12 protein-coding genes are annotated in these 13,561 nt (G+C 45.0%); 6 read left to right on the top strand and 6 right to left on the bottom strand.

Annotated features, from left to right (window positions below):
* Positions 1 to 1,259: 1,259 nt before the first annotated feature.
* Genes ACTS60_RS08215 through pdhA form a run of 3 tightly spaced genes read right to left on the bottom strand, consistent with a single transcriptional unit; the run spans position 1,260 to position 4,469 of the window.
* Positions 1,260 to 2,402: a dihydrolipoamide acetyltransferase family protein gene (locus ACTS60_RS08215; RefSeq protein ID WP_440887847.1), complete on the bottom strand. Its 1,143-nt coding sequence runs from the start codon at positions 2,400 to 2,402 to the stop codon at positions 1,260 to 1,262.
* The gene (locus tag ACTS60_RS08210; RefSeq protein WP_440887846.1) at positions 2,399 to 3,382 is read right to left on the bottom strand and encodes an alpha-ketoacid dehydrogenase subunit beta; all 984 of its coding nucleotides are present in this window, start codon (positions 3,380 to 3,382) and stop codon (positions 2,399 to 2,401) included. Before ACTS60_RS08210 ends, ACTS60_RS08215 begins: the two co-directional genes overlap by 4 nt.
* Positions 3,375 to 4,469 (bottom strand): pyruvate dehydrogenase (acetyl-transferring) E1 component subunit alpha, encoded by a 1,095-nt coding sequence (gene pdhA / locus ACTS60_RS08205; protein WP_440887845.1) that lies wholly within the window; start codon positions 4,467 to 4,469, stop codon positions 3,375 to 3,377. The genes ACTS60_RS08210 and pdhA overlap by 8 nt, the downstream gene beginning before the upstream one ends.
* A 970-nt stretch (positions 4,470 to 5,439) precedes the next feature.
* On the opposite strand from pdhA, the gene ACTS60_RS08200 reads away from it, so the two are divergent.
* The 4 genes from ACTS60_RS08200 to ACTS60_RS08185 all read left to right on the top strand — a co-directional run bounded on the left by ACTS60_RS08200 (position 5,440) and on the right by ACTS60_RS08185 (position 9,375).
* Positions 5,440 to 5,760 carry a DOPA 4,5-dioxygenase family protein gene (locus ACTS60_RS08200; protein ID WP_440887844.1) on the top strand — a complete coding sequence of 107 codons (321 nt, stop codon included), beginning with the start codon at positions 5,440 to 5,442 and terminating at the stop codon, positions 5,758 to 5,760.
* A 214-nt stretch (positions 5,761 to 5,974) separates the two neighbouring features.
* The gene (locus ACTS60_RS08195; RefSeq protein ID WP_440887843.1) at positions 5,975 to 6,595 is read left to right on the top strand and encodes a hypothetical protein; all 621 of its coding nucleotides are present in this window, start codon (positions 5,975 to 5,977) and stop codon (positions 6,593 to 6,595) included.
* Positions 6,596 to 6,711: 116 nt separating this feature from the next.
* Positions 6,712 to 8,064, top strand: coding sequence for a molecular chaperone (gene yegD / locus ACTS60_RS08190; RefSeq protein WP_440887842.1), 1,353 nt, complete (start codon positions 6,712 to 6,714; stop codon positions 8,062 to 8,064).
* Between the two features lie 270 nt (positions 8,065 to 8,334).
* Positions 8,335 to 9,375 carry a Preprotein translocase subunit SecY gene (locus ACTS60_RS08185; RefSeq protein WP_440887841.1) on the top strand — a complete coding sequence of 347 codons (1,041 nt, stop codon included), beginning with the start codon at positions 8,335 to 8,337 and terminating at the stop codon, positions 9,373 to 9,375.
* A 77-nt stretch (positions 9,376 to 9,452) separates the two neighbouring features.
* Here the strand turns inward: ACTS60_RS08185 and ACTS60_RS08180 are convergent, their stop codons facing one another.
* From ACTS60_RS08180 to ACTS60_RS08170, 3 genes are all read right to left on the bottom strand, one after another.
* Positions 9,453 to 9,749, bottom strand: a complete 297-nt coding sequence (locus ACTS60_RS08180; RefSeq protein ID WP_440887840.1) for a hypothetical protein — start codon at positions 9,747 to 9,749, stop codon at positions 9,453 to 9,455.
* Between the two features lie 117 nt (positions 9,750 to 9,866).
* Entirely contained in the window at positions 9,867 to 10,202 is a 336-nt protein-coding gene (locus tag ACTS60_RS08175; RefSeq protein WP_440887839.1) for a hypothetical protein, read from the bottom strand.
* A 124-nt stretch (positions 10,203 to 10,326) separates the two neighbouring features.
* Positions 10,327 to 11,550: a DUF5666 domain-containing protein gene (locus ACTS60_RS08170; RefSeq protein ID WP_440887838.1), complete on the bottom strand. Its 1,224-nt coding sequence runs from the start codon at positions 11,548 to 11,550 to the stop codon at positions 10,327 to 10,329.
* Positions 11,551 to 11,640: 90 nt separating this feature from the next.
* Here ACTS60_RS08170 and ACTS60_RS08165 point away from each other — a divergent pair, with 90 nt between their 5' ends.
* Both ACTS60_RS08165 and ACTS60_RS08160 read left to right on the top strand, forming a co-directional pair.
* A complete protein-coding gene (locus ACTS60_RS08165) occupies positions 11,641 to 12,309 on the top strand; it encodes a response regulator transcription factor (RefSeq protein WP_440887837.1) in 669 nt (222 codons plus the stop codon).
* Positions 12,281 to 13,534, top strand: coding sequence for a sensor histidine kinase (locus ACTS60_RS08160; RefSeq protein ID WP_440887836.1), 1,254 nt, complete (start codon positions 12,281 to 12,283; stop codon positions 13,532 to 13,534). Before ACTS60_RS08165 ends, ACTS60_RS08160 begins: the two co-directional genes overlap by 29 nt.
* The last annotated feature ends 27 nt before the right edge of the window (positions 13,535 to 13,561 follow it).

The raw sequence follows: 13,561 nt of genomic DNA, 5'->3' as shown, positions 1-13,561 counted from the left end.
TCATTCTGAACAGCGAGGAACGAGCGTGATTCAGAATCTATTGTCAAAGTGCTCGGTTGGTTTGTTGCTATGAAAGATCTTCAGCGTTCGCTGTTATTAGATTCCTAGCCGCGCTTAGGCTTGCTGGAATGACGTGCTAGACTTTCTTATTAATAATCAGATTTTTAGGACGCTTTTGCTGAGTAAAAACCAAACAGTGTCATTCCCTAGAGTGAAGAATAACCGGGTAGGGGATCTATTTATTTCTCATTACTTTAAGTCGTCATTCTGAACAGCGAGGAACGAGCGTGATTCAGAAGCTGCTATCAAAGTGCGCTGTGGGCTCATTGCTACGAAAGACCTTCGGTGTACGTTGTTCTTAGATTCCTAGTCGCGCTTAGGCGTGCTGGAATGACGCGCTAGAGTTTCCTTATGGAAATCAGATTCTTGAGGTGATTCTTGTTGAGTGCAAACCAAACAGCGTAATTCCTTAGAATGAAGAATGAACGGGTAGGGGATCTCTTTCTTGCTCACTACTTTAAGTCGTCATTCTGGATAGCGAGGAACGAGCGTGATTCGGAATCTGCTATCAAAGTGCTCGGTTGATTTGTTGCTATGAAAGAGCTCCAGCGTTCGCTGTTATTAGATTCCTAGTCGCGCTTAGGCTTGCTGGAATGACGCGCTAGAATTTCCTAAGAAGAATCAGGTTCTTAAGGTGTTTTTTGAGTGCGGACCAAACAGTATTATTCCCTAGAGTGAAGAATAACCAGGTAGGGGATCTCTTTCTTGCTCACTACTTTAAGTCCTCATTCTGAACAGCGAGGAACGAGCGTGATTCAGAATCTATTGTCAAAGTGCGCTGTGGGTTTATGTCTATGAAGGTGCTTCAGCTTTGGTTGTCATTAGATTCCTAGTCGCGCTTAGGCTTGCTGGAATGACGTGCTAGAATTTCCTAAGAAGAATCAGGTTCTTAAGGCGTTTTTTGAGTGCGGACCAAACAGCGTAATTCCTTAGAATGAAGAATGAACGGGTAGGGGATCTCTTTCTTGCTCACTACTTTGAGTCGTCATTCTGAACAGCGAGGAACGAGCGTGATTCAGAATCTATTGTCAAAGTGCTCGGTTGGTTTGTTGCTATGAAAGATCTTCAGCGTTCGCTGTTATTAGATTCCTAGCCGCGCTTAGGCTTGCTGGAATGACGTACTAGAATCTCTTAAAATTCATCCTCAAAACAAAAGGGCTTCCAATCGAAAGCCCTTTATTGCTCATAGCAAGCTCTTTCTAAACACTTGGTTTTCTCAAGTGCTCTGCCAGTACTTTTGTGAACCTTGCTGCTTCGCCGCCGGTACATGCTCGGTGGTCGAATGTAATCGACAGCGGCATGGCTTTCACTGCTACAGCTTGTCCGTCTCGAATCACGACTTTCTCAATGATTCGACCTGCACCGACAATCGCGACTTGTGGAGGCGTGACTACTGGCGTTGCGTAAATGCCTGCAATTGCACCAAAGTTGGAGAGCGTAATGGTGGCGTGCTGCAACTGCTCACGACCAATCTTACGTTCACGTATGCCTTGTACGGTTTGGTCTAGCCAACGACGTACTTCTTGCGGATCGTACTCGTCAGCATGTCGTAGTACAGGTACGTACAAACCATGCCGGCTGTCTACGGCAATACCAATATTCACTGTGCTATGGACACAACGTGTCATGGTCTCAGCATCAAACCATGCATTCATGGCAGGTTCTTCCTGACACGCATGCACGATCGCTTGGACCAGACGAATACTGATATCCTCACTAGGCTTCCAGCCATCCAAGACGGCTTCTTCAGTAATGGTGACAGCCGCGACATTGTGGTGGGATTCCGCCATGGTCGATACCATGGTTCGGCGTGCACCTTTCAGCACTTCGGTCCCTGGGCGTTGTTTGCCAGCTTCGTCGTAGATATCGGAATCGACGATCAATCCATCAGGACCGCTGCCTTTAACCAACTCCAAATCCACCCCCAGTTTCTTCGCTAATAGGCGAGCAGAAGGAAGCGCAGTGATGAGGTTATCAGGCGATGGATTGTGTTCGCCTCCAATCCAAAAATCATCCACATTCACGCTGTGTGCATGCTGAGATACATTACCCACAACCGTAGCTGCATCAGCAGTTTGCTTCTGTTCGGAGACCGGTTGCTCTGCTCCAGTTTCATCGATCTCAAGAAGCAGAGCTCCAATGTTAATCACATCGCCTTCTTCACCGTGACGACTGACTATCCGGCCGCCATAAGGAGCGGGGACGTCCACGGTCGCTTTTGCGGTTTCGACGGTAAGCACCACTTGATCGAGCTTGACCATATCGCCAACACTGATATGCCATTTGACAATTTCTGACTCAGCGAGACCTTCGCCGAGATCGGGTAAGTTAAACGTCTTCATTTCCAATCCTCCACGAGTTCGCGCGCGGCGAGCACAATGTCTTCTTCCTGAATCATGTAATAATCTTCGTTGCGGTAGTACGGCATGATGGTATCCATGCCTGTGACGCGTTTTGGTGGCGCTTTGAGTAAGCACATCGCATGTTCGGCGGTTCTGGCTAGCAGTTCTGAGCCGACACCACAGGTTTTACTGGCTTCGTGTACCACCAAGAGTCGTCCGGTTTTTTCCAGTGAACGGAAGATGGTCGTGGTATCAATGGGTTTGATGCTGGCTAAATCAATCACCTCAACTTCGATACCCTGATTAGACAGCGTTTGAGCTGCTTGCAGTGATTCGACCACACACGCTCCCCAAGTCACTAAGGTAATGTCGCGACCTTTGCGAAGGGTAAAGCACGTGTCGAGAGGTAGTGCTTCGCCGTTATCAATCACTTCAGATTTCACGGTTCGATAGATACGTTTTGGTTCGAAGAACATCACCGGATCGTTGCTACGAATGGCTGCTAGGAGTAAACCGTAAGCGCGTTGCGGTGATGAAGGAATCACAACCTTAAAACCCGCTGTGTGAGCAAACAATGCTTCGATGCTTTCCGAGTGATGCTCTGGTGCGTGAATACCGCCACCAAAGGGCGCGCGGAATACTGCAGGGCAGGTGAGTCGGCCACGAGTACGGTTACGCATTCGCGCCGCGTGACACATTAAATGCTCCAGTGCAGGGAAGACAAAGCCTTGGAATTGAAACTCTGCCACAGGCCGTAAGCCTTGCGTCGCCATGCCGACAGTGACACCTCCAATGAGTGCTTCGGCAAGTGGCGTATCGATAACGCGCTTTAGGCCGTATTTTTGCTTGAGCCCTACAGTGGCGCGGAATACGCCGCCGTTGTCACCCACATCTTCGCCGAGGACGATGACATTCGGGTCGTGTTCCATTTCATGGTGCAGTGCGAGGTTCACTGCTTCAACCAACGTCAGTTCAGCCATGTTTCCCTCCCTGCATTCGCATTGCTTTGTTGATTAGCTCATCCCTTTGCGCATGAAGCTCTTGGGGTAGGGATTCATAAAGGAAATCGAAGCCAGTTTCAGGCGCTTGATTTGGCATGTTGAGATAACGTTCAACGGCGAGTTCAACTTGTTCTTTACAGTGTGCTTGCCACTCTCCCTCTTTCTCGTTATGCCAAACGCCTTGATTGGTGAGAAAGGCTTTAAGTCGACGGACGGGCTCATATTGCCAAGCCGTTTGAACTTCATCCTCGCTACGATAACGGGTTGCGTCGTCAGCAGTGGTGTGATCGCTCAAGCGGTAACTTACGGCTTCTATTAACGTTGCGCCTTTGCCTTTTCTCGCTCGTTCAAGGGCGGTCATTGTTGCGTCAAACACGGCGACTACGTCGTTGCCATCCACCGTAATACCGGGGATGCCGGCGCCTTTGGCTTTTTCTGAGAGAAATTTCGCAGCGCATTGCAAACTACGCGGTACGGAGATCGCCCATTGGTTGTTGTTTACGACGAACACCAGCGGAATGTTCCATGCACCCGCACAGTTAACCGATTCGAGGAAGTCGCCTTTTGATGTTGCGCCGTCACCACACATCACCAAAGCTGCCTCATGGTTGCCTTGGATCTTCAGTGCAGATGCAACGCCCACCGCATGAGTACATTGGGTGGCGATAGGCACGCAGAAAGGTAAGTCTCGGCTAGGGAATGGGCTGCCTTCGGGTGCGAAGTCGCTACCGCGTTCATCGCCCCCCCAATATTGCAGGTTCTTTTCCATACCAATCCCACGACACCACATGGCAGGCATGTCGCGATAGTAAGGAACAAAGACGTCACTGGCTTTTAGCGCTCTGCCTACGGCAATCCCAATGGCTTCCGAGCCAAGATGCGAAGGGTAGGTGCCTAATTTACCAGTGCGTTGCAGGGCAACCGCTTTGTTATCGTAGGTGCGAGTTAATACCATGTCTTGGTAGAACCCGACCAAGGTTTCTAGATCAGCCCAGTTGGGTAGTTGGCTGACGAGGTTCCCATCATGGTCGATAAACCGATGCATGGGTAATGCCTGAACGTTCATCTCAAGCTCCTTTTGACGCTGCGGGTCTTTTGGACTGCAGCTGCTCATAGTTAAATCAAAGTCTGTATGGGTACTCAGGCTTTGATATCAGCGCAAAAGGTCATACCTTGGATTGCAGTTGTTTTTGTTAGTTATCGACGCACCTCTTTTCCGTCTCTCTAGCAAAACCGTGTTGTGGTAAACACAAGGCGACATCTCATACTGCTGTTTACACCGCCTAATCCAATGATGAATCTTGGTATAACCAGATATAGTAAGTGTAAACAAATTGTTAAATCATGCTTTAATTTGAGTTGTCTTCATCAGTAAAGTTTCGCTTACACCACATTTTTATAGGATAAAACACTGCTTTTTGGAATTTTACGTTTTCAAAGTTGAAGGGATTCACTGAGCTTGACATGAAAATTGTAATAAAATTGTGCTGTGAAATTTCACACAGGATTCGTTTTAATCTGCAGGGTTTATGTATGAACTTTTGAGCTCTCTCGTCAAGGGAGGGACATTTGTCCTCTAGGTTTCGCCAAGACAGCGTTACCATAAACACGAAATTATCAATACAACAGAAAGGTGTTTCGTTCGAATCATTGGTAGTGGTCTGCAGGCATGGTGCTGCTCTCAACAACATAATCATGGCATGCTTTTGATGTCTGTACCCGCAGGATTGATGTTCGCAAAGTTGTTCATTCCTAAAACAGAACAACGATCGATGAAGTGCCAGATCTTCCAGATAATGAAAAACCGACGAGCTTTATTGGTGCAGGAGTGAAGAGGGCGATCGCAGGTAATTCTATTGCGGCAATTGTTGGTTTGTTCGTTTAGACATTTAAATTGAGTCGAGTTGCTCTAAAACGCCACCTTGTATTATTTACCGGTGGCGTTTTTTATTGGTTATGTTATACCGATGTTTCTTGGGTGCTAAGCGATGCACTTAGGGTATTTACCTAAAAATGAACAACCAGTTGGAGAGACGATGTATCACGCTCATATCTATTATCCTTTAATCCATGAACAGAAAGCGCAGCAACTGAGCGACCTCATCCGCGAGCAAAGACAAGATGTACTTCGAGTATTCCCACTTGTGAACAGACTTGTAGGGCCTCATAAAATGCCTATGTTTGAACTGCACATGGAGTCGGTAAGCGATGAGTTTGTATCGTGGTTAGATACGCATCGTGGTGACTTCTCCGTGTTAATTCATCCTGTCAGTGAAGAAGAGCTTATTGATCATACTGTTCGCGCTATATGGCTTGGTCGTGAGCTTGGTATTTTTGAAGATAAGTTAGACGCTTAAGCTGTAAAGTATCTCTCTCTCGGTAAGCGTGCCTAAGCAATGCGTGCTAAACCTAAATGTGAGGCGGTAGTAATTTGGCAACCTCAACAATAGGGATAATCATTAGTGCTTAATAAGGCGTTAAAGTTAATTTAACTCTTAATTTTTAGGGAAGTGCAGTATACGACCCCAACGCTATTGGCAATGAAAGTGACGTTTTCTGAGGGGGAGAGGTATGTTAACAATACTTCTAGTTGTACTTGCACTGTATATTTTTTGGCTGTTGTTCAGAAATGGTCCGGCTTTTGCTGAGCGCGCGCCTAAAAACGACAAGAGTTGGGTTGGTCCTACAAATAACGTAGAAGAGTGGCAGGGCTATTGTCACAATGTTTTCCAACCTTTTAGCTCTCAAACTTCGTTTTATGCCATTGCCTACTTTGCGAATTTTGTTGCGGCCGCGAATGCTATTTCATGGTCGACGGTCTATGAGGGAGACTACCCGGTTATCATAAGTCGTTTTGGTAGTTACTTTATCTTGTCAACGCACGATGCGCTGATTACTTCTGGCTTTGTTGCATTAGCTATTTTCATTATCAATTGGCAACTTGCGGTTCATTGTGCCGGTATTCTTAGTCAGTTCCTTGTCAGAGTCTTAATTATTAATCGCACGCGCTTTGTTGCAATCAGTTTGGTGTTTTGTAGCTATTTTGCCTACTTGTTAACGGTGGGCATTTTTTGGTTGTTCCAAGAGCGCTATTCCATTTGGGATGGTCTAAAATTTTCCCCAGTATTTTTCATTCTGGCACTTTTGCTTGCGTTTGGATTACCTTCAATGAAGCAGAAGCCTTCTAAGTGAATGATTTGGTATAGGAGGGTTAGCGCAGGTTCGACATGAAACTGCGTTATTCGCCTGTAGCATTTGTATAAGCATTGATGTAGCATTGCCGACCTTTTTCGTCAGTGGGAGGATTTATGTACATCGGCTTTGACTACGGCACCGCAAACTGTTCGGTGGCGAAAATGGAACAAGGAGAGCCTAAGTTGCTCAAGCTTGAGGGAGCTAATCCTTATATTCCTTCCACCCTTTCTGCGCCGACTCGTGAGTCGGTTTCTGAGCATCTTTTCCGACATCGTGACATCAAGCCTTTTGATCAGATCGGAGAACAAGTGTTGCGTCGCGCAATTAACTTCAATCGTGAAGAAAGTATTGAGCTTGAACTTGAAGATATGGCTTTTGGTCAAGCTGCGTTAGATCGTTATCTAGCAGATCCTCAAGACATATATTATGTGAAGTCTCCAAAATCATTTTTGGGCGCATCAGGTCTACGAGATGTGCAGCTGAGCTTTTTCGAGGACTTGGTGTGCGCCATGATGGACAATATTAAATCTCAGGCTGAGAATGATGCACAACAGACAATTGCTGATGCAGTTATTGGTCGTCCAATAAACTTCCATGGTCGTGGGGGAGAGATGGCCAATACTCAAGCGGAAGGTATTCTATTGCGAGCAGCAAAACGTGCTGGCTTTCGGAATGTAGAGTTTCAGTTCGAACCTGTTGCAGCAGGGCTGGAATATGAAGCGACGCTTGCGGAAGACAAAACGGTTCTTGTCGTCGATATTGGCGGTGGTACAACAGACTGCTCACTTATCCAAATGGGGCCATCTTGGCGCGGGAAAGCTGATCGTATGGCAAGCTTGCTGTCACATAGTGGGCAACGTATTGGTGGAAACGATCTAGACATTGCGTTGGCATTTAAAAAGCTAATGTTCCCGTTTGGTATGGAAAGCAAGATGGAGTCAGGCATTGTCATGCCAACGACTCAGTTTTGGAACCCAATTGCGATTAACAATGTTGAAGCTCAAAATGACTTCTATTCGCGTGAAAATCTAGCGGCATTGAAGTTGCTGCAAAAGCAAGCGCAAGAGCCACAGAAGCTTGCTCGCTTGCTAGAGGTATACCATGAGTCGCTTGGCTATAATATCGTTCGTCGTGCTGAAGAAGCGAAGGTGGCGTTATCTGAAGAATCATCCTATCGAGCAGGTATTAATTTATTATCTGAGTTGATTGAGGTTGACGTGTTGCGTGATGAGATGATTGATGCAATCGAGTCTCCAAAAACCAAAATGACTGAACTGGTTACAGAAGCCGTAAACCTCGCTGGGGTAAAACCCGATGCAATCTTCATGACCGGGGGCTCAGCACGTTCGCCAATCTTGCGTGAAGCAGTCCAAACCGTTTTGCCAAACATTCCCTTTGTTAGTGGCAACTACTTCGGCTCAGTAACAGCAGGTTTGGCTCGCTGGGCAGATGTGTGTTTTAAGTAGTTACTTCTTACTTCCTTTCTATACATACGCCTCGTACCTCTGAGGCGTTTCTATTTCTCATACGTGGCATATATTTTCCCAAAATGGTGGCTGCACATTATCCTTAATTTGTTGGTAAATAGTACAAAGTGAAGAACAATTCTTCGCTTGACTCTCGTTTACTGAATTATGACAGTAATTTTGTTGAGGATACGTTACTCTCTCGCACCTTTATATCGCTCGTAGCGCCCGAAAAATAAGGGCTCTGCGGAAAATTAAGAATTTCTAAGAATGAAATACGAACAACAAATCGGATATCGATATCCTAAAGGTCGATTTGCGATGGTGAGTGTTTACGCGTTCACTGGTGCAGCCATTTTAGCGTCGACCATTTTTTCTCTCCTATTGTTTTTGTCAATTGATGAAAACCCAATGATGCAAGCGCTGTTTGGTGGTTTGGCAATCATTTTTGAAGCGGGCAAGTTTTACGCTTGGTATGAGTATGGGGAACGCAGAGCTCACAGAAACTTTTCTGGTGCACTGACTGCTTTAGTCTTTTATCTGGTACTTGCAGCTATTTCGATTGGCGGCAGTATCGGTGGTATTAATAGTGCAACTAATACAGCGCAAAGTCATATATCGGTAGAACAAGCAAAAGTAGACGCGTACAACCGTCAAATCGCCTCTATTGACCAGCAGATCGAGTTGAATAATTTGGCTGCTGAGAAATATATTCAGATGGAGCGTATAGCAACCGGTGTTGCTCGTATTCAAGAGCAAAATAATAAGCTACGTGAAGAGCAACAGCGATTAGCAACAGAGCGCGATAGTTTACCTCCGGTTGCTCAAGGATCGGTAATTGGCCTGATCGACAGTTTAGCGAAAGCATTTGGTACGACATCGTCACAGGCGCAGTTAGGCTTAGTTGTGTTCTTGTCTATCTTGTTGGATTTCTTTGCGGCATTCTTTGTTGGTTTGATTGGTGAGGAACAACGCTTCCGTCATTATTTCAGACGTTACAACGGAGTTACGTTGGAAGCCATAAAAGACATTGAACCAGAACCAGCAGGATATTTGCCTCACATCAAAGAAGGGAATGAATCTGAAGCGAACGATTCATTAGAACCAGAAGAGCCAAAAACACTGTTAGAACAGGTGAGTGAGTCACTAAAGAATCACCAAATCACCTGTACCAAGAAGGCTGTAGCGAAACATTTCAGACTCTCAGCTGAAGAAGTCGATAAGGTGTTTGAAGAGCTAAGCGAACTCGGTTTGGTCGGTAAGAAAGCCAATCACCATTATCACTGGATTGGTCAGGCCGAAGCCGCTTAACACCATCCACATAAAAACGAAAGGGCGTCTAATTCAGACGCTCTTTTTGTTTCCTGTAAACCTATTAGTACCTTAGGTTAATCCGATATGATCTTCTTGGTGGTGTTTTGAAGCGGTTTTTTCTCTTTTTCAGGTATCACTGCATCAACAGCTTTACCTGCAACACCTTCATCTGGCAGTGCATCTTTCCCTGCTTCTACGGTGGTGTCTTTTAAGGCTTCTTTAGGTGTGCATCGACCACCGACACCCACAACGGCTTTTGTTGCGGTTGCTTTGGCCGCTTTTTCTGCGTCACAGTCAGGATCCATTAAACCAGCGTGGCTTGCAGTTGAAACAAATAAGAAAAGGAGTAGGGCAAGGTTACGTTTTTTCATTGCAGTTACCGTGTTCATTTAGACATTAATTGAGTGTAACTGACCCATGAAAAATTGCAGGGTAAGAAAAGTGCCGCCGAAGCGACACTCATAAAACAATGTTGAGACTTATGGCAATCAGTCGTTCGCGAGTTCGATTTCTCGTGCGATATTTTGATTGTTAATAATCACGCCATCGACATCAATGGTCGCACCGTCTAAGTTCGATTCTTGCACGCCTTTTAGTTGGGTATTGGTATCAATCACAACGGTTTTGGTCTGGAATTCTGGTCCATGGTCGTTTTGGCAAGCAAGAACAAAAGTTCGTGAGTCAGCATCGTAACTATTGACTAAACCTGTACACTCAAAAGAGTCCACTCGATCTTGTGCGTCATCATTCTGAGTTGCCGCAAAACTGCTTGCGGATATACAAGCACCCAACAGGATAATTAGTGGTAGTGTTATTTTACGCATTGTTATTCCCTCATCTGGCCATACGTATCTGTATTAAAAATTGACAAGAAAAGTTGATACGAGAGAGAGGAAGAAGCACTACTTATGCAGTGCTTCTGGGTTGTATTTATCGATTAACTGTTTCTTAATGGTCAGCTTCCCAAGGTTCAACCTCAAGTGCAACGTTAGCGTTGTTGATGATAGTACCTTCGACTTCTATGCGTTTATTTTCAATGTTAGAAAACGATAAACCATCTTCAAAGAGAGTATTGCCATTTACGATTACGCTTGAATTATCGATGGTATGGTTTAAGTCATTCCAGCAGTGATCGATATCAAAGGTCGCTTGATCGACACCGTTTACTTTATAGTTAGTTACCCAGCCAGAACATTCAAACTCGTTAACATTCCAGTCATCATCGTTATCGTCTGCCCAGTCTGGTTTCTCAAACTCTACGTGAGTCGCAACAGGTGTGTTCGCTGTTCCTAATACAGAAGTAACTTCAACCTCAGCGCCTACTGCCAAGTTTGAAATCAACGACGGGTTACAAGGTGCGTCATCATCATTTTGGAAGCAGGTTTTGCTATTAATTACAAACGTACCACGGTAGTTGAGTTCAAATGCACTCTGGTCTTGGTTTACCCAAGTAACGATACCTTCAACATCATTATCACCTGCTAATTGGTTGTAGTTTTCAATCTCTACATAAGAAGCATCGAAGACATTTCCATTGAAAGAACCTTCAGCTTCCACCCATTGACCAACTTGTAGGTCTGCAATGCGGTCATAAGCGACCGTGACATTTGCGCCAAGTTTGAACTCTTTCTTATTGATATCAATGCTTGAAATTCGACCTTCGATCTCATCTTTTTCAGAAAAATTGGATTCAAATTTCACTACTGAAAGAACTTTATATTGGTCGTTCGCTGCAGGTAGAGAAGAAACCATTACCCAGTCACCGCTTTCGATATCTGACTTATTTAGATCTGGATAGACTAGCTTGAAGCCATTGATGGTGAATGCGCCAGTGGCTTCATTGATGATCTGAATGTGGCCCGTCATAGTTGGTTCTAGTGTGACAACAACGGGTGCGCTAGAAGATTTTTCTTTTCCGGAACCGACTTGAACCATCATATTAGATTTAATCGAAGCCAGGTTGGTTTTTTTCCCGCCATACATCACTTCTGATACGCGGTAAGTGTAACCATTTACGGTAATTGAATCGTTTTTACTATTCACTGATTCTACTGTGCCGATAGCGGTGCTCGGTTTTGCTGTCGGTTGAGTAGAAGAGCTACCACTGCCTCCAGAACCGCCACAACCTGACAATGCCAACCCCACTGCTGCTACAAGCGCTAATTTTTTCATTATTTGGACCTATTTTTGAAAGCTTCTTTATGAATTTGGTTGTATCTTATGGCGCGTATTGTGAAGTGATCGTGAAGAAACGTGAGCCCTATGAAAATTTTAATTGTCGATGATAATCACAATGTCTCAGAGACCATTGCCGATTATTTGGAACTCGAGGGAATGACCATTGACTGCGCATACCATGGAGAGGCAGCGCTGAACTTAGTCCAAGAAAATCATTACGATGTGATTATTATGGATATTATGATGCCTAAACTTGATGGCATCAGTGCCGTTGCAAAGCTACGTCAAGAACAGCTTTGTGATACGCCTATTTTATTCCTAACAGCAAAAGATACGCTTGATGACAAAGTCGCTGCTTTTAATGCGGGTGGTGATGATTACTTAATGAAGCCATTTGCGATGCAAGAGTTGAGTTTGCGGATTCATGCACTTGCAAATCGAGGTCCAAGACAGGATATCGGTACGCTCAAATTTGCCGATATCAATTGTGATGTACGAACGAATGAGGTTACCCGCATGGGCGTTGCCATCAAGCTCAGTCGTATCCAGACCAGAATTCTTAAGTTACTGCTAAAACGTGCACCAGCAACCGTGTCCCGCTCAGAGGTTATTGATACGGTTTGGGGTGATGAACCACCTAGCAGCGATGCGTTAAGAAGCCACATCTATGGCTTAAGAACGGCACTTAACAAAGGTTTTGATGATTCCAGATTAGAGACTGTTCATGGACAAGGTTATCGACTCAAAGCATAAACAATACCCGAGTATTTATCGCAAGATTCGATGGGGATTCGGCATTATGACTTTTGCAATGTTTACATTGTTTTGGTCGTTGATTTACGTTGCCGAAAATAAGTTGGAAGTACTGAGCCTACACCATTGGCTTGATACTGAAGTGGAACTCTACAAAGACAACTACCAAAAAATGGGTTGGGATGCACCGTTACCCAATGTAATGGAGTTTGATACGTATTGGAGTGAAGCACCGACGCCAAGTTGGTTAATGTCTTTTAAAATTCCTGGGTTTTATGAGTATTTGCTCGGGGATGAAGACAAGCACTTTGTGGTGTTTGAGCACCCATCGGGAAAAGGGGTAATGTACATTGTCTTTCAAGATGATTCCGATGATTATCTTGATGAATACGAAAGCTCGTTACATCAATTTACCTTCCTGTTAGGAGGAGTGTTTTCAATAATCATGGTGGGTTATGGCGTTTATATGGTGCGTATTCTGTCCCGTCCGCTGGCGAAGATAGAAGATAAAATTGCTTATATGCCGCCAGACCAGCCAACCTTCAATGTCGATACCAATTTTAGCGAAACGCGTCACATAGAACAGACACTGCTGGACAGTAAGAACGAAATTGCAGGCTACTTTCGTCGTGAACAAGAGTTTAGCCGCTTTGCATCGCATGAGCTACGTACCCCAATCATGGTAATTAAAGGTTCAGCAGATATTCTAAGCAGGGTGCCTGAGCAACCACGTGTGGCACAGAAAGCCATCGCGCGAATGCAATCGGCAGGTGAGGAGATGCGAGTGTTGACCGAGGCCTTCCTATTGTTAGGTAAGGAGAAAATAGAGTCTCAGCATTATGGAGACCATGAATTGGTCTCATGTCTGAATAGACAGTTGGAAGAACTCGCTCCTCTGTTTGCTAAACAAGGTGCGGAGTATCAGCTAAAAGAGAGCGACAGTGGTGTAGTACATGCTCCGGAAAGTTTTGTCACCATTGTGATTAATAATCTGATTAAGAACGCGTTCAGCTACAGTGTGGGTGACATCGAGATCGAGCTTGTTGGTACTGAGTTGGTTGTTATAAATCGTCATGATGGCAATGAAACATACAACGCTGGATATGGCTGTGGCTTGGTGATTGTGGAGCGTATTTGTGAGCGAATGAAATGGCACTTTGAGCTTGAAGACGATGGAGTGAGGTTTACCGCGAGAATTAACTTCAACTCCGAACTCACTGAGTAACAAAAAGGCCTTGTCTTTGAACGACAA

Origin of the sequence: Vibrio sp. WZ-1 (genome assembly GCF_052037695.1) — a bacterium.
In the GTDB taxonomy this organism is placed as follows: domain Bacteria; phylum Pseudomonadota; class Gammaproteobacteria; order Enterobacterales; family Vibrionaceae; genus Vibrio.
This window is presented reverse-complemented; position numbering and strand designations above follow the sequence as displayed.